This window comes from Pseudohaliea sp. (assembly GCF_040217025.1).
Taxonomy (GTDB): domain Bacteria; phylum Pseudomonadota; class Gammaproteobacteria; order Pseudomonadales; family Halieaceae; genus Pseudohaliea.
In genome coordinates, this window is the sequence record NZ_JAVJOA010000011.1 from 214,690 (window position 1) to 230,546 (window position 15,857).

Here is a 15,857-nt window from a genome sequence, read left to right on the forward strand (position 1 = left end):
ACTCGGCGCTTCCCCCGGGCAGAACACGAGATGACAGCGCCGGTCACCATCGTCATTCCCGTTTACAACGAGCGGCCGGTGCTGCCGGAGCTGCACCGTCGCCTCGACGCGGTGCTGGCGGACACCGGTGAGCGCGCGGAGCTGCTCTTCGTGGACGACGGCAGCGAGGACGGCAGCGGCGCCTGGCTCGAGGCCCTGTCCGACGAGGACCCGCGCGTGTCGCTGCTCTCCCTGTCGCGCAACTTCGGCAAGGAGGCGGCGGTCTCCGCCGGCCTGGACCATGCCCGCGGCGCGGCGGTCATCGTCATCGATGCGGACCTGCAGGACCCGCCGGAGCTCATCCCGGAACTGCTCCGGCGTTGGCGCGAGGGCTTCGATGTCGTCTACACGGTGCGTGCCTCGCGCCGCGGCGAGTCCTGGCTCAAGGTCGGCAGCGCCCGCTGGTTCTACCGGGTCATGGGCCGCCTGAGCGCCGTCCCGGTGCCGGCCGATGCCGGCGACTACCGGCTCCTGTCGCGCCGCGCCGTGGACGCGCTCAAGGCCATGCCCGAGTCGCACCGCTACCTGAAGGGGCTCTACGCCTGGGTGGGCTTTCCCCAGGCGAGCGTCAGCTATCACCGCGAGGCCCGGGCGGCCGGGCGGAGCAAGTGGAGCTACTGGCGCCTGTGGAACCACGCCCTCGACGGCATCACCTCCTTCTCCACGGCGCCGCTGAAGCTGGCGACCTGGCTCGGGCTCGCCACCTCGACGCTGGCCTTCCTCTACGGGCTCTACCTGCTCCTGCGCACGCTGCTCTTCGGCAACCCGGTGCCCGGCTATCCCTCGCTGATCATCGTCATTCTCTTCCTGGGCGGCGTGCAGCTCATCTGCCTGGGTATCATCGGTGAATACCTCGGCCGGACCTACGAGGAGAGCAAGCGGCGGCCGCTGTACCTGGTGAAGGGCTACCGGCCCGGCGCGGATGGCTGAAGCGCGGTCGATCCCGGCGCTCGTGGCGGGGGGGCTCTGGCTGGCAGCCGGTGCCCTGCTCTACCTGTCCTTCGGCTACACGGAGATGATGGGGTCGGACCTCTGGTGGCACCTCGCCGCGGGGCGCGAGATGCTCGAGGCGGGCAGCGTCTGGCTCGCGGACCCGTTTTCCTACAGCGCGGCCGGCGAGCCCTGGCGCAACCACGAGTGGCTCGCGGATATCGTTTTCTACCTCTGGGCAGGCGCCTTCGGCGTGCCCGCGCTCGTGTACTGGAAGTGGCTGGTGGTGGTGGCGACCTACCTCGGCCTGGCCCGGGTCCTCGAACGCTCGAGCGGTGACCGCGGCGCCGCCGTCCTCGCCGCAGCCGCGGCGCTGGCGCTGGCCGCGCCGTTCATCGACCTGCGCCCGCACCTGTATACGCTCGCCGGCGTGGTGCTGCTGTTCCACCTCGCGCTGGAGCGCGAGCCGCGGCGCCTGCCCCTGTGGCTGCTGTTCCTGGTCTGGGCCAACCTGCACGGCGGCTTCGTGTTCGGGCTCATGGCGCTGACGATCCTCGCCTTTCCCTGGCGCGGGCTTACCCTGCCGGCGCTGCGCGCGTGGGCGCTGACCGTGCTTGCCTGCGCTCTCACCAGCCTCCTCAACCCCGACGGAGTCGTGGTCTTCGTACAGCCCATCGAGTATGCCTTCACCGACTCCCCCTACCGCTCCCTCGGCGAGTGGCTGTCGCCCTTCCAGCCCGGGGGCATCCGGGCGCCACTCTTCGTCCCCGCCCTCTGGGTGGCCGGAGCGGCGGTGGTCGCGCACGGCGCGCATGCCTGGCTCGGCCAGCGGCGCCTGCCCTGGGCCGCCCTCGCGCTCTGTGCGCTCACGGTGGCCATGGCGCTGACCAGCCGGCGCTTCATCCCCCTGTTCGGCCTGGCGCTTTCGCTCCTGGTCGCGCCGCTCCTCGCCGACGTGCTGCGGGCGCAGCCCCTGCGCCGGCTGTCGGCGCTGCTCGCCGGCGCCACGCTGGCCGTGGCCCTGCTGCGCCTGGCACCGCTGCCGCTCGCGGCGGGGCCCGCCTATCACTACCTCACCGCCGAGTACGCCTACCCGGAGGACCTCGTCGACGTGATCACCGGCAACGACATCGCCGGTGATACCTTTGCCTACTACAACTGGGGCGGCTACCTGCACTGGCGCACGGACGGGGCGTTGCGCGTGTTCATCGACGGGCGGGCCAACACCGTCTACGACGACGAGACCTACCTCGCCTACCTGCGCGTGGCGCGCGCCCGGCCGGGATGGATTGCGGTGGTGGAGGACTCGGGCGCCGATTTCTTTCTCTGGCCCCTGGAAACCGCCGGGGGCCCGCGGCGCCTGGCCGAGCTCGCGGCCACGGGCCGCTGGCAGCTGGTGTACGCCGGCTTCAGCGGCGCCCTCATGGCGCGCCGGGGGGCGCCCCTGCCGGAGACCGTGACGCTCACCCCCGGCTACGCCCTGGACCTGTCCCGGGCCAGGGATGCGCTGCGCCGCCGGGACTGGGCGGCCGCCGAGGCGGCTGCCCGCCGGGCCCGCGACGCGGTTCCCTGGCACCAGGTGGCCTGCTCGACGCTCGCCAGCGCGCTGCGCGGCCAGGGCCGCAGCGCCGACGCCGCGGCGGTGGTCGCCGACTGCCGCCGCTATTTCCCCACGCGCTACCTGCGCTGAACCCACGGAGACCCGCCATGGCCTGTCGCCTGCCCGCCCTGATGCTTTCTCTTCTGCTCGCGCCCTTCGCCGGGGCCGCACCGGGGCCCGTGACCGTCGTGGAGAACGTCAGCGGCTACACGCTCGATGACGGTGAACTGCGCCGCTTTGCCGGCCTGTCCTTCGCAGACGGCGTCGTGCTCGCCCTGCACGGCACGGCGGCGGAGGCCGCTGCGGCACACGGCGACCGGCGCATCGATGGCGCCGGCGCCACGCTGCTCCCGGGGCTCATCGACGCCCACGGCCACGTGGCCGGGCACGGCAAGGCCCTGGCCACGGTCCGCCTCGGCGGTGCCGGCAGCGAAGCCGAGGCCGCTGCCCGGGTCGCCGCCTTCGCCGCGGACAACCCGGGGGCGGGCTGGATCGAGGGCAACGGCTGGAACCAGGTCACCTGGCCGGGCCGCGCCTTCCCCCGGCGCGCCGCGCTGGATTCGGTGGTGCCGGACCGGCCGGTGGCCCTCGCGCGGGTGGACGGCCATGCGCTGTGGGTGAACAGCCGGGCCCTTGAGCTTGCCGGCATCGATGCGGACACCGAGGACCCGGCGGGCGGGCAGATCCTCCGCGATGACGCCGGCGAACCCACCGGCATACTCATCGACAACGCGATGGCGCTGGTAGCCGCCGCGCGCCCGGCGGAGGACCTCGCCGCGACCATGGCCCACCTCGCCCGCGGGCTCGCCGACCTCGCTGCGAACGGGTTGACCGCGGTCCACGATGCCGGGGTGACGGCGCAGGAGCTGGCGGGCTATCGCCGGCTGCTGGCCCGCGGCGAGCTGCCGGTGCGGGTCTACGCCATGCTTTCCCTGCGCGACCCGGCCGTGTCGGCGCAGCTGGCCGCCGGACCCGAGCAGGACAGCCGGGGCATGCTCACGGTGCGCAGCGTCAAGCTCTACGCCGACGGTGCCCTCGGCTCGCGGGGAGCGGCGCTGCTCGATCCCTACAGCGACGAGCCGGAGAACCGGGGGCTGCTCCTTCGGGAGCCGGCCGAGCTGGAGGCACAGATGCGCCGGGCCGCCGCGGCGGGCTTCCAGGTCAACGTTCACGCCATCGGCGACCGCGCCAACCGGCTGGTGCTGGATGCGTTCGGCCGGCTCCCGGACCGGGCCCTGCTGCGCCACCGGGTGGAGCATGCGCAGATCCTGACCCTCCCGGATCTCGAGCGCTTTGCAGCGCTCGACGTGATCGCCTCGGTGCAGCCGACGCACGCCACCAGCGACAAGAACATGGCCGCTGACCGGCTGGGCGAGGCGCGGCTCGCCGGCGCCTATGCCTGGCAGTCGCTGCTCGAAAGCGGCGCCCGCGTTGCCTTCGGCTCCGACTTCCCCGTGGAGGACCCGAACCCCTTCTTCGGCCTGCACGCCGCGGTCACCCGCCAGGACCGCGAGGGCGAGCCCCCGGGCGGCTGGCGGCCGGCGGAGCGGCTCGACCGGGCCACGGCGCTGTCGCTGTTCACGGAGGGGGCCGCCTGGGCCATGCACGAGGAGGCGCGCCTCGGGCGGCTGCTGCCGGGTTATGCGGCGGACTTCATCCTCGTCCGCGACGACCCGTTCGCCGTCCCCCCCGGGGACCTCTGGCGCAACGCCGTGCTGGCCACCTGGGTGGATGGCCGCCAGGTTTACTCAGCGAACAGTGGAGAGTAAGCGCTCACAACTCGCCAGCGCCTGGCGGCCGTAGCCGCCGCCGAAGAGGTTGTGGTGGTTGAGCAGGTGGTAGAGGTTGTAGAGCTCGCGCCGGGTCGCGTAGCCCGGGTCCCGAGGCAGCGCGGCGTCGTAGGCATCGTAGAAGGCGGGCGGGAAACCACCGAAGAGCTCGGTCATGGCGAGGTCCGCCTCGCGGTCGCCGCGGTACACCGCCGGGTCGAACAGTACCGGCGTGCCTTCGCCGAGCGCCGCGGCGTTGCCACCCCACAGGTCGCCGTGGAGCAGGGCCGGGTGCGGGTCGTAGCCCGCGAAGAACGCCGGCAGCGCCTCGAGCAGCTGCTCCCCGGCCGCCGCGAGCCCCGCCGGCGCGCCGTGCCGGTTGGCCAGGGCCAGCTGTGGCCGCAGGCGCCGCTCGCGCAGGAATGCCACCCAGTCCCCGAGCTCCCCGTTCGCCTGCGGCGTGCTGCCGATGTAATTATCCCGGTGCCAGCCGAAGCTGCCTGCCGCCTCGCCGTGCAAGGCGGCGAGCGTTTCGCCGAGGCGGGCCCCGGCGTTTCGGTCGAGGCCGCGCAGGTCGAGGTACTCGAGCAGGAGCCAGGCCCGGCCGCCGGTCTCGCCCCTGGCGAGGACCGCCGGCACCCGCACACCGCCCCGGCCCAGCGCCGCCAGCCCATCGGCCTCGGCGTCGAAGCCGTCGGCGGCGCCGGCCGGCCCGGTCTTCAGGAAGCAGGGCCCCTCGCTGCTGTCGAGGTGCCACGCCTCGCTGATGCAGCCGCCACCGACCGCCGACCGGTCCCGCACCGAGAAGCCCCGACCCAGCGCCCGGGCGATCGCTGCCTCCAGTTCCTGCCAGTTCACGATCTATTGAGCCTCGCCACGGTTCCCACTATAATCGCGCACCTTGCTTTCAGGACCATAGCTCAGTTGGTTAGAGCGCTACCTTGACATGGTAGAGGTCGCCAGTTCGAATCTGGCTGGTCCTACCACCTACGAGAAGGCCCCGCAAATGCGGGGCTTTTTTGTGGGTGGTTGAATTCCAGGCAGAAGAACTGCCTTCGACAAAGCGCGACCAAAGGAGCGCTTTGGACGCCGGAGCGCAGCGACGGCGCCCCGAAGGGGTCGGAACAGGCCCTAGCCTGTTCCGATCAATCTGGCCCTGCAGCCAGCAGAGCGTCGCTAAGCCCGTCTCCTCTGCGCAACGACTGGCGCTGTAGTCAATTACAGGCCCGACGCCGCAGGCGCGCAGCCCGAAGCGGTCGAAACCGGCCTCAGCCTCTTCCGATCATTCTAGCCCCGCAGCCAGCTCCGTTTTTCAAGCCCGGCAGCATGCCCAGGCGCCCCACCCAAGATCCTTCACCGCTTTTCACAAGCTCTGGTTTCCTTCCTATACTGAAGAAGCGCCACAAAAAGAGTTCCGCAGGAGCCTCTCCCTACACCGTGAGCTTTCAAACCACCCCCGTCCGCAGGCAGCGACTGCAGCGCAGCATGCTGGCGGTGCCCGGTTCGCAGCCTCGCTTTTTCGAGAAGGCGGCGGCGGGCGCCGCGGATGTGGTGTTTTTCGATCTCGAGGATTCGGTGCCACCGGACAGCAAGGCGAGTGCGCGCCGGGATGTCATCGCTGCCCTGAACGAGCTCGAGTTTCCACAGAAGCGCGTCTCGGTGCGCATCAACGGCCTGGACACGCCGTACATGTACCGCGATGTCATCGAGCTGATCGAACAGGCCGGCGACCAGCTGGACCTCATCCTCGTGCCCAAGGTGGGCTGTGCGGCGGACGTGTACGCGCTGGACATGCTGATGACCCAGGTCGAGCAGGCCAGCGGCGTGCGTGAACGGATCGGTATCGACCTGCTGATCGAGACGCCGTTGGGCATCCAGAATATTGACGGCATCGCCGCTGCTTCACCGCGCTGCGAGAGCATCGTGTTCGGCGCCGCCGACTACGCGGCCGCCGCCGGCATACAGACCGACTCGATCGGCGGTCCAAGCGCCGACTACCAGGTGCTGGCCAGCGCCGGCAGCGATGGTCGTCGGCAGGCCTACTGGGGCGACATCTGGCACTACCCGCTGTCGCGTATCGTCGCGGCAGCCCGCGCCAACGGGCTGCGCCCCGTGGACGGCCCGTTTGCCGATATCCGCGATCCCGAGGGCTGGTCGGCCAGTGCACGGCGAGCCCGGGCTCTCGGCTTTGTCGGCAAGATGGCCATCCATCCCAGCCAGGTGGCCGATGCCAATGCACTGTTCCGTCCCGCGCCCGCCGATGTCGAACAGGCGCAACGCGTGCTCGATGCGATGGCGCAGGGGGAAAAGTCCGGTGCCGGTGCCGTGAGCCTGGACGGCCGGATGATCGATATCGCATCGATCCGGCAAGCACAGGCCACCGTCGAGGCAGCCGAACTCGCGGCCGCGAAAGACCCCTAGCGCCACGCAGAGAGTGGAGACGCAAACCATGAAATCCCCCGCAGCTTTCTACCGTCCTCTCGCTATCGGCGCGCCCGAACCGGTCCGCCAGCTGCCCCTGGCGCTGGAGCGCACGATTCACTTCCTGCCGCCGCACATCGAGAAGATGCGCGCCAAGGCGGCCAAGATCGCGGCGACCGTCGATGTGCTCCTCGGCAACCTCGAGGACGCCATTCCGGTCGAGGCCAAGGAGGCCGCGCGTGCCGGTTTCATCGAGGTCGCCAGGTCCGTCGAGTTCGGCCAGACCGGACTGTGGACCCGGGTCAACGCCCTCAACAGTCCCTGGTTCCTCGATGACGTCAGTGAAATTGTTGCCGCCGTGGGCAACAAGCTCGATGTCATCATGGTGCCCAAGGTGGAGGGCCCCTGGGATATCCACTTTGTCGACCAGCTGCTGGCGCTGCTCGAGGCGCGCCATGAAGTCAGGAAACCGATCCTGATCCACGCCATCCTGGAGACCGCCGAGGGCGTCAAGAACGTCGATGACATCGCCCGGGCCAGCCCGCGCATGCACGGAATGAGCCTTGGTCCGGCGGACCTGGCGGCGTCCCGTGGCATGAAGACGACGCGTGTCGGCGGCGGCCACCCGTTCTACGGCGTGCTCGCCGACCCCGGCGAGGAGGCTTCCAGGCGAGCGTTCTACCAGCAGGACCTGTGGCATTACACCGTCGCCCGCATGGTTGATGCCTGCCTGTCCAATGGGCTGCGACCCTTTTACGGTCCCTTCGGTGACTTCGACGACGAGGCGGGCTGCGAAGCGCAGTTCCGCAATGCCTTCCTGCAGGGCTGTGTCGGCGCCTGGACCCTCCACCCGAGCCAGATCGAGATTGCCAAGCGAGTCTTCAGCCCCGAGGTCGAGGAGGTGAAGTTTGCCCGGCGGATCCTCGACGCCATGCCCGACGGCTCCGGTGCGGTCATGATCGACGGCAAGATGCAGGATGACGCCACCTGGAAACAGGCCAAGGTCATTGTCGACCTGGCCGGCCTGGTGGCTTCCAAGGATCCGGAGCGTGCCGCGGCCTATGGATTCTGACAGCGCGCTATAGAGGGGACGTCTGATGAACAGGATCCTCCAGGGGCTGCGGGTGGTCGAGGCGTCGGCTTTCGTGGCGGCCCCGCTGGGCGGGATGACGCTGGCGCAGCTCGGTGCCGACGTCATCCGCTTCGACCCGCCGGGCGGCGGCGTTGACGCCAAGCGCTGGCCCGTCACCCGCGAGGGTCGCAGCCTGTACTGGGCCGGCCTGAACAAGGGCAAGCGATCGCTGGCGATCGACGCCCGCCAGGAGGAGGGCCAGGCACTGCTGACCCGGCTCATCACCGCCCCGGGCGAGGGCAACGGTATCTTCCTGACCAACCTGCGTGCCGACCGGGGATGGATGAGCTACGAGGCACTGAAGGCTCACCGGGAAGACCTGATCATGGTCAACCTGGTCGGAAGTTCCGACGGCACCTCGGCCGTCGACTACACGGTGAACTGCGCCGCGGGTTTCCCCCTGGTCACCGGCAACAACGCGGCGGATGGCCCCCCGCGACCGGTCAACCACGTCCTGCCGGCCTGGGATGCGCTGGCCGGGATGAACCTGGCGCTGGCGATCCTGGCGGCGGAACGGCACCGGCGCCTGACCGGCGAGGGGCAGCTGGTGAGACTGGCGCTGTCCGATGTGGCCTTCGCCATGACCGGCAATCTCGGTTTCATCCAGGAGGTCCAGGTCAACGGCGAGGAGCGCAAAGGCTGCGGAAACTACCTGTACGGTGCCTACGGCAGTGATTTCGAGACCGCCGACGGACGCCGGCTGTACATCGTGGTGGTTACCGACCACATGTGGAAGTCCCTGGGGAAGGTCACCGGCCTGGAGGAGCGCTTTGCGGCCATCGAAGCCCGCCTCGGGCTGGATTTCCGCAGGGAGGGCGATCGCTATCAGGCTTCGGCGGAGATTTCCGAACCCCTGCGAGACTGGTGCGGGCAGCGGACCCTGGCTGACATCGAGTCCACCTTCGCCGGTACCGGGGTCTGCTGGGGCCCCTATCGCAGCTTCGGGCAGATGCTGGCGGAGGATTCGCGGGTCTCCACGGCGAACCCGATGTTCGGCGAGATCGAGCAGCCCGGGATCGGCAGCTACCTGGTGCCCGGGTCGCCGCTCAGCTTCAGCGCCTGTGGTCGTGAGCAGCCCACGCCGGCTCCGCTGCTCGGTGAACACAGCGACGAGATCCTCGCCGGCGAGCTGGGCCTGAACCAGGATGAGATCGACCGGCTGCGCCGCGATGGCGTGGTGACCGGGCCCGTGGAGAAGCTCTGATGAGTGAGCCGCCGCTGACGGACTGGATCGGGGCCCGGGAGACCTGCGAAGAGACGATCGCCGAGTTCCCGGCACAGGCCGCGGCGGCAATGCTGGATTCGGACCCCGCCGCCATGCGCTCCGGTGCGCCGCTGCCGGCGCTCTGGCACTGGTTCTATTTCCTGCCGCGGGCCCCGCGCAGCGCCATTGATACGGACGGCCACCCGAAACGCGGTGGTTTTTTCCCGCCGGTAACGCTGCCGCGGCGGATGTTTGCCGGTGCCCGAACCACCTTTCACGAGCCGATCATCGTCGGGGACGCGGCAACGCGGGAAGGCGAGATCGTCGACGTGAAGGAGAAGTCCGGTCGCAGCGGAAAGCTGGTGTTCGTCACGGTGCGCTATCACATCAGCCAGGGTGGCGTGCTGCGTGTCGAGGAGGAACAGGACATCGTGTACAAGGAGCCCGGGCCGCCGATCCGGGATCCCGAACCCCTGCCCGCACAGCCGGACGCGCCGCCCGGTGCCCGGGTCCGCGATATCACGCCCGACAGCGTCCTCCTGTTCCGCTTCTCCGCCCTGACCTTCAACGCCCACCGGATCCACTACGACCTGCCCTATGCGCGCGAGGAGGAGGGCTACCCGGGACTGGTGGTGCACGGTCCCCTGACCGCGGTACTGCTCGCCGGCCTGGCGGAAGAGCACACGGCAAGGCGGATCTCCCGCTTCGTGTTCCAGGGGCGCGGGCCGCTGTTCGTGCAGCACCCGTTCCGTCTCGTTGCCGAGCCCGCGGGTGACACGGTGAGCCTGAGGGCAGACGGACCGGATGGTGTCATCGCCCTGCAGGCAACGGCCGAACTGGCGCCGGCAGGCGGGAGACAGCAGGCATGAGCAACAAGACCAACCCCGGCAACTACTTCGAGGATTTCTTCGTCGGCATGCAGATCGCCCACGCCACCCCGCGCACCATCAGCGCCGGTGACGTCTCCCTGTATACCGCGCTGTACGGCAACCGCTTTGCCGTGCAGTCATCGAGCGCCTTCGCGGGTTCGGTGGGCCTGCCGGAGGCACCCATCGACGACCTGCTGCTGTTTCACGTGGTGTTCGGGAAAACCGTGCCGGATGTCTCCCTGAACGCCATCGCCAACCTGGGCTACGCCGCCGGGCGCTTCCTCACGCTGGTCTACCCCGGCGACAGTATCAGTGCGGTCTCCGAGGTCATCGGGCTCAAGGAGAACTCGGACGGCAAGACCGGCACGGTCTATGTCCGCTCCGTGGGCAGTAACCAGCGCAAGGAAACGGTGCTCGAGTACGTGCGCTGGGTCATGGTCCGCAAGCGTGATGCCGGCCACCCGGCACTGGCGCCGGTGGTGCCCGAGCTGCCGGAGTCGGTCGCGGTGAGCGAGCTTGTCGTGCCGGCGTCGCTGGCGGTGTCGGATTACGACACGGCACTGGCCGGCAGCTCCTTCGCCTGGGAGGACTACGAGGTCGGCGAGCGCATCGACCACGTCGACGCCATGACCGTGGAGGAGAGCGACCACATGACCGCGACGCGCCTCTACCAGAACACCGCCAAGGTGCACTTCAACCAGCATGCGGGAAAGGACGGCCGCTTCGGTCGGCGCATCGTCTACGGCGGCCACGTGATCAGCCTGGCGCGCTGCCTGTCCTTCAACGGGCTGGCCAATGCCTTCCGGATCGTCGCCATCAACGGTGGACGCCACGTGGCGCCGATTTTCGCCGGCGATACGGTGTACGCCTGGTCTGAAGTGCTCGCCCGGGAGGAACTGCCCGGCCGCAGCGATCTAGGTGCACTGCGCCTGCGCCTGGTCGCCGCCAAGGACCAGTCCTGCGAGGCGTTTCCACTGCGCCTTGACGAACGCAACTACGACCCGGCCGTCGTGCTGGATTTTGACTACACGGTCCTGATGCCCCGTCGAGCCGCCTTTCGTCCCGGCCCATGAAGGAAGCGGCATCGTGACGTGTTGCAGGCGCGCGGGTTCAGCCCGCGTGCAGGGAGGTTGATGGCATGAGCAAGAAGACCCACAAGAAGGGGCACTCGCGGCCGGGAGCCGAAGACCCGGACCACCCCACGGGAGAGCAGCAGCCGGCTGGCGCGAAGTCCACAGAGCGGCCCCTCGACGGCATCCGCGTGCTCGATGTCGGCAACTTCGTCTCGGGGCCCTATGCCGCATCGGTGCTCAGCGAGTTCGGCGCCGAGGTGATCAAGATCGAATACCCGGTTGGCGGTGATCCGATGCGGATCATGGGGACGCCGACGGCGCGCGAAGACTCCACGCTGTTCTGGCTGACGGAGGCGCGCAACCGCAAGTCCGTGACGCTCAACCTGCGTGAACCGGAGGGCGCCGAACTGTTCCGGCGCCTGGTGGCGAAGTGCGATGTCGTCGTCGAGAGTTTCCGACCCGGCACCATGGAGAGCTGGGGACTCGGCTGGGATGTGCTGCACGGGGTGAACCCCGGCCTCGTCATGCTGCGCGTCACCGGCTACGGGCAGACCGGTCCTTACAAGGATCACCGCGGTTTCTCGCATCTCGCCCACGCCTTCGGTGGCCTGGCGTACCTGTGCGGCTTCCCCGGGCAGGCGCCGACGATCCCCGGCCCGAATCCGCTCGCCGATTACATGGTCAGCCTGTACGGCGTTATCGGCATCCTGCTGGCGCTGCGTCACCGGAAGAAGACCGGTCGCGGCCAGTACATCGATATCGGCAGCTACGAGGCGGTTTTCCGGCAGCTCGATGAAATGGCCTCGGCCTACGGTGCCTTTGGCAAGATCCGTGAGCGCGAGGGCTCCGGTACCGTGATTGCCTGTCCGCACGGGCATTTCCGCACCCTCGACGATAAATGGGTCGCGATCGCCTGCACCAGTGACAAGATGTTTGCGCGGCTCGCCGAAGGTGCCATGGACAAACCCGAACTCGCGAGCGATAGCGCCTACGGGCTGAAGCAGAAGAGGCTCGAAGCCCGGGAAGAAGTGGATCAGATCGTCGGTGAGTGGACCGCCTCCATGACGCGGGACGAACTGATTGAAAAGGCGCTCGCCGCTGACGTACCCATCGGTGCGCTGAACAGCATCGAAGACATTTTTGCCGACCCCCATTTCAGGGCCCGGGAAAACCTGGTCACGCTCACCGACCCGGACATTGGCGAGGTCACGGTGCCCGGGGTGATTCCCCGCCTGTCGGAGACCCCCGGGCGCATCGAGAACCTCGGGCCCCCGCTCGGCAACATGACCGAACAGGTACTGCGCGAATTGCTGGGGCTGAGCCGGGAAGAAATCGCCAGTTTGCATTGTACGCGCTCGGTGTAACGGGGAGGACAGGGCAATGACCGATGCTAAAGCGAAGAAAAAATCCTCCGCGGAGACAGGCGCCGATGCCGGTGCCGACAAGGGGCGTCTGCCCCTGTCCGGGATCCGCGTGATCGACGCCGCGACCTTCATCGCGGCACCCTACGCGGCGGGCATCTGCGGCGAGTTCGGCGCCGAGGTGATCAAGGTCGAACACCCGCTGGGCGGTGACCCCTGCCGCAATTTCGGAACGCCGACGGAGCGTGGTGACACGCTGGCCTGGCTGAGCGAAGCCCGCAACAAGAAGTCCGTGACCCTGGATCTGCGCACCCCTCGCGGGGTCGAGCTTTTCAAGAGGCTGGTCGTCGAAGCGGACGTGCTGTGCGAGAACTTTCGCCCGGGGACGCTGGAAAAATGGGGTCTGGGCTGGGACGTGCTGCATGAACTCAACCCGCGGCTGGTCATGCTGCGAATCTCGGGCTACGGGCAGACCGGACCCTACCGGGACCGGCCGGGCTTCGCCCGCATCGCCCACGCGGTGGGTGGCCTCGCCTACCTCGCCGGGATGCCGGACGAGACGCCGGTAACGCCGGGGTCGACGACCCTCGCCGACTACCTCACCGGTCTGTACGGGGTCATTGGCGTACTGCTGGCCCTCGAGTACCGGGACCGCTCGGGGAAAGGCCAGTATGTCGATGCTGCGCTCTACGAGTCCATCTTCCGGCTCAGCGACGAGATGGTCCCGGCCTACGCCATGCACGGGACGGTGCGCGAACGCACCGGGCAGCACAACCTGATCGCCTGCCCGCTGGGTAACTTCCGCACCAAGGACGACAAGTGGGTGGCCATTGCCTGCACCACCAACAAGCTGTTCGAGGCCCTCGCCCTGGCGATGGACCGACCCGAGCTCGCCACCGACGCGCGCTACGGCGAGCACAGCAAGCGGCTGGAATGCCGTCACGAGGTCAATGAGATCGTCAGTGCCTGGTGCGGGGCCCTGACCCGGGACGAGGTGGAGGCGAAGTGCCAGGCAGCCGGCGCTCCCTACTCCCCGCTGCACAACGTGGCGGATACCTTCGCCAACCGGCAGTTCCATGCACGGCGAAACCTCATCGCGGTCGACGACCCCGTACTCGGTGACACGCTGGTGGTTCCCAACGTGCTGCCGCGCCTCTCGGAAACCCCGGGTGAAATCAAAAGCCTCGGCCCGACGCTTGGCCAGCATACAGCCGAGGTGCTGGAGGACCTGCTCGGCCTCGACCCCGCAGAGATCGAGCAGCTGCACCGGGACCGGATTATCTGAGCCCGCAGCCCCGCCCAGGGGGCATGCCGCAAGCGGCATGACTCCCGACCCCTGAGCCGGCCGACATCGTCAGCTGCTTTCCTGGCTATCAGCCCCCGCTAAAGCGTCGCGCGGGGGTAAGCTTTTGTCATGGAATGCCAACCCTGGCTGCGGAGCTAGCGTCCAAGATCACGCCTTGCCATCGAGACTCGCAGTTCCGGTAGCGGAGCCTGGCGCGCACAGCGTCGTTATCCAGAACAGATAAGACAAGGAAGGTAAACGATGAGAGTGAACAACGGGTTCAATATACCCAGACTGGAGCACATCGCCGTCTGGTCCGAGAGCATACCGGAGACGGAGTCCTTCCTGGAGGATGTCCTGGGCTGGAAGCGGCACCCGGTGGTGTTCGGGGTCTCGGAAGACAACTCAGTCTTCGGAGGGATGGAGCTCGCGTTCGTCGATGCCAATGGCCTGTGGCTGGAGCTGGTGCAACCGACCACTGAAGGTCCCGGCATGGACTTCCTCCGTGAGAAGGGCAACGGGAGCCTGGTGGAACTCGACTTCGAGATCGACGATTTCGACAAGAATGTCGACGAGATGAAGGCCCGTGGGGTCGACCTCATTGGCATGGATGGCGTTCCACTGCAGGGCGGTGGCTATCTCCATGAATGGGTAGAGGTCGATGGGAGGATCGAGCGTGGCGACGAACGGCTTTCCTATCTGCCTTTCGAGTTGGCTCGTGGAACCAGCATCGAGCTGTTCTGGGAAGACCCCGAAACAGGCGTCGTAGTGCGCCGCGACCGGGATCTGCGACCGGAGTACAAATCCCCGGCCTCGAGCCCACGCCTGGACAGCGTCGTTGTCATCGGCGAGGACCTGGAGAAGCTTGCCGCCTTTTACACGGAAATCCTGCGACTCGAGCGCATCGATGTACCGGAAGGACTCGCTCGCCCCTGGATGGCACTTGGCAACAGCAGCCATGCGTGGATCAACGGCAACAGCGACTCGATCTGGATAGAGCTCATCGCGCCGACGTCATCGAACGGCCAAGCCGGCGTGCTCAGCACCCATGGCGAGGGCACGATCCTGGAACTACTGGCCGAGGTCGACAGTATTGATGATTTTCACGATCAGATGTCGCGCAAGGGCATCAGGATGACGGCCGGCGACGGGGTGCCGCTTCCCGATGGTGAGAAGGCTGTTCTCAATGCGGGCAGTGGTGATCGCTTCTGCTACTTTCCTCTCGACGTAAGCAAAGGCATGCGAATCATGATCTTCGAGCGCGGCCCCGCAGAGACCAGCGTTTTCTCGAAGCGAGACGCTGCCGGCTGACGCTGTAGGGGTTGCCCGGGCGGGGCCGCACGTGAAGTCTTTAGAAGGCACGGCTGGTGCTATGTCGGAGAGCGGCGCAACGACACTGTTTTCCATGGCCGGGAAGACGGTGCTGGTCACCGGCGGCGGTACGGGTCTTGGCTACCGTTTCGCAGAGACGCTCGGCGCTGCGGGCGCGCGCATCATCATCTCCGGCCGGCGCCAGTCGAAACTGGACGCAGCCCTGGAGGACCTGATTGCTGCGGGAATCAACGCGACAGCGATAACCATGGACGTCGCCGATGCAGCCTCGGTCGCTACAGGCTTTGAGGCCGCAGGCGGCGCGGCAGTCGATGTCCTCGTAAACAACGCGGGCGTCGTCGCGCCCGGTTCGCTTGCCGACCTGTGCGAAGAAGACTGGTCCCAGGTGCAGGACATCAACCTGAAGGGCGCCTGGCTGGCCGGGCGGGCCTTTCTCCGACAAGTGCCCAAGGGCGGGGGCGCCATCATCAACGTGGCCTCTATCCTTGGCCTCTGCGTGCAGAAGGGTACCGGAGCTTACACGGCCTCGAAGGCCGGCCTGCTCCACCTCAGCCGCCAGATGGCCGTGGAGTGGGCGCGCCATGGTGTCCGCGTCAACGCGCTGCTGCCCGGCTATTACCGCACGGACATTGCCGAGGATTACCTCGGCACGCCTGAAGGCGAGGCCATGGTCCGGTCCATCCCGGCGCGGCGCCTCGGTGATCCGGCAGACCTAGATGGTGCCATCCTGCTGCTTGCGTCGGACGCAGGCCGATATATCACAGGAGCGACGCTGACCGTTGACGGCGGTCTGTCCCTGCCCCGTGTGTGAGGTGTGTGGGGGGGCACCGAAGGATAAGCGT

The 15,857-nt window shown here is 68.1% G+C and carries 13 protein-coding genes and 1 tRNA gene; 13 read left to right on the plus strand and 1 reads right to left on the minus strand.

The window, feature by feature from the left end:
• The first annotated feature begins 30 nt into the window (after nucleotides 1-30).
• From RKE50_RS16570 to RKE50_RS16580, 3 genes are read left to right on the plus strand one after another with little or no spacing between them, the layout of a single operon-like run.
• Nucleotides 31-969 carry a glycosyltransferase family 2 protein gene (locus RKE50_RS16570; RefSeq protein ID WP_350038311.1) on the plus strand — a complete coding sequence of 313 codons (939 nt, stop codon included), beginning with the start codon at nucleotides 31-33 and terminating at the stop codon, nucleotides 967-969.
• Nucleotides 962-2,659, plus strand: coding sequence for a hypothetical protein (locus tag RKE50_RS16575; RefSeq protein WP_350038313.1), 1,698 nt, complete (start codon nucleotides 962-964; stop codon nucleotides 2,657-2,659). Before RKE50_RS16570 ends, RKE50_RS16575 begins: the two co-directional genes overlap by 8 nt.
• A 17-nt stretch (nucleotides 2,660-2,676) precedes the next feature.
• Nucleotides 2,677-4,338: an amidohydrolase gene (locus RKE50_RS16580; RefSeq protein ID WP_350038315.1), complete on the plus strand. Its 1,662-nt coding sequence runs from the start codon at nucleotides 2,677-2,679 to the stop codon at nucleotides 4,336-4,338.
• Here RKE50_RS16580 and RKE50_RS16585 read toward each other — a convergent pair.
• Complete coding sequence (locus tag RKE50_RS16585) at nucleotides 4,318-5,196, minus strand: fructosamine kinase family protein (protein ID WP_350038316.1); 879 nt, start codon at nucleotides 5,194-5,196, stop codon at nucleotides 4,318-4,320. The genes RKE50_RS16580 and RKE50_RS16585 overlap by 21 nt on opposite strands.
• 51 nt (nucleotides 5,197-5,247) lie before the next feature.
• Here RKE50_RS16585 and RKE50_RS16590 point away from each other — a divergent pair.
• The 10 genes from RKE50_RS16590 (at nucleotide 5,248) to RKE50_RS16635 (ending at nucleotide 15,826) form a co-directional block, all read left to right on the plus strand.
• Nucleotides 5,248-5,324: transfer RNA gene (locus tag RKE50_RS16590), tRNA-Val, on the plus strand.
• Nucleotides 5,325-5,775: 451 nt separating this feature from the next.
• Entirely contained in the window at nucleotides 5,776-6,759 is a 984-nt protein-coding gene (locus tag RKE50_RS16595; RefSeq protein ID WP_350038318.1) for an HpcH/HpaI aldolase/citrate lyase family protein, read from the plus strand.
• 28 nt (nucleotides 6,760-6,787) lie between these two features.
• Entirely contained in the window at nucleotides 6,788-7,831 is a 1,044-nt protein-coding gene (locus RKE50_RS16600) for an HpcH/HpaI aldolase/citrate lyase family protein (protein WP_350038320.1), read from the plus strand.
• Nucleotides 7,832-7,856: 25 nt separating this feature from the next.
• Nucleotides 7,857-9,095, plus strand: coding sequence for a CoA transferase (locus RKE50_RS16605; protein ID WP_350038322.1), 1,239 nt, complete (start codon nucleotides 7,857-7,859; stop codon nucleotides 9,093-9,095).
• Entirely contained in the window at nucleotides 9,095-9,964 is an 870-nt protein-coding gene (locus RKE50_RS16610) for an HTD2 family dehydratase (protein WP_350038324.1), read from the plus strand. Before RKE50_RS16605 ends, RKE50_RS16610 begins: the two co-directional genes overlap by 1 nt.
• A complete protein-coding gene (locus RKE50_RS16615) occupies nucleotides 9,961-11,037 on the plus strand; it encodes a MaoC family dehydratase (RefSeq protein WP_350038326.1) in 1,077 nt (358 codons plus the stop codon). The genes RKE50_RS16610 and RKE50_RS16615 overlap by 4 nt, the downstream gene beginning before the upstream one ends.
• 65 nt (nucleotides 11,038-11,102) lie before the next feature.
• A complete protein-coding gene (locus tag RKE50_RS16620) occupies nucleotides 11,103-12,401 on the plus strand; it encodes a CaiB/BaiF CoA transferase family protein (RefSeq protein WP_350038328.1) in 1,299 nt (432 codons plus the stop codon).
• Nucleotides 12,402-12,417: 16 nt separating this feature from the next.
• Nucleotides 12,418-13,683 (plus strand): CaiB/BaiF CoA transferase family protein, encoded by a 1,266-nt coding sequence (locus RKE50_RS16625; protein WP_350038330.1) that lies wholly within the window; start codon nucleotides 12,418-12,420, stop codon nucleotides 13,681-13,683.
• Nucleotides 13,684-13,944: 261 nt separating this feature from the next.
• A complete protein-coding gene (locus RKE50_RS16630) occupies nucleotides 13,945-14,994 on the plus strand; it encodes a VOC family protein (protein WP_350038332.1) in 1,050 nt (349 codons plus the stop codon).
• 94 nt (nucleotides 14,995-15,088) lie between these two features.
• Nucleotides 15,089-15,826 (plus strand): SDR family NAD(P)-dependent oxidoreductase, encoded by a 738-nt coding sequence (locus RKE50_RS16635; RefSeq protein ID WP_350038334.1) that lies wholly within the window; start codon nucleotides 15,089-15,091, stop codon nucleotides 15,824-15,826.
• Nucleotides 15,827-15,857 lie beyond the last annotated feature (31 nt).

What these genes read in the sequence shown, in the direction of transcription:
- RKE50_RS16570 (WP_350038311.1), top strand. Translation starts at nt 31, where the DNA reads ATGACAGCGCCGGTCACCATCGTCATTCCCGTTTACAACGAGCGGCCG.
- RKE50_RS16575 (WP_350038313.1), top strand. Translation starts at nt 962, where the DNA reads ATGGCTGAAGCGCGGTCGATCCCGGCGCTCGTGGCGGGGGGGCTCTGG.
- RKE50_RS16580 (WP_350038315.1), top strand. Translation starts at nt 2,677, where the DNA reads ATGGCCTGTCGCCTGCCCGCCCTGATGCTTTCTCTTCTGCTCGCGCCC.
- RKE50_RS16600 (WP_350038320.1), top strand. Translation starts at nt 6,788, where the DNA reads ATGAAATCCCCCGCAGCTTTCTACCGTCCTCTCGCTATCGGCGCGCCC.
- RKE50_RS16605 (WP_350038322.1), top strand. Translation starts at nt 7,857, where the DNA reads ATGAACAGGATCCTCCAGGGGCTGCGGGTGGTCGAGGCGTCGGCTTTC.
- RKE50_RS16610 (WP_350038324.1), top strand. Translation starts at nt 9,095, where the DNA reads ATGAGTGAGCCGCCGCTGACGGACTGGATCGGGGCCCGGGAGACCTGC.
- RKE50_RS16615 (WP_350038326.1), top strand. Translation starts at nt 9,961, where the DNA reads ATGAGCAACAAGACCAACCCCGGCAACTACTTCGAGGATTTCTTCGTC.
- RKE50_RS16620 (WP_350038328.1), top strand. Translation starts at nt 11,103, where the DNA reads ATGAGCAAGAAGACCCACAAGAAGGGGCACTCGCGGCCGGGAGCCGAA.
- RKE50_RS16625 (WP_350038330.1), top strand. Translation starts at nt 12,418, where the DNA reads ATGACCGATGCTAAAGCGAAGAAAAAATCCTCCGCGGAGACAGGCGCC.
- RKE50_RS16630 (WP_350038332.1), top strand. Translation starts at nt 13,945, where the DNA reads ATGAGAGTGAACAACGGGTTCAATATACCCAGACTGGAGCACATCGCC.
- RKE50_RS16635 (WP_350038334.1), top strand. Translation starts at nt 15,089, where the DNA reads ATGGCCGGGAAGACGGTGCTGGTCACCGGCGGCGGTACGGGTCTTGGC.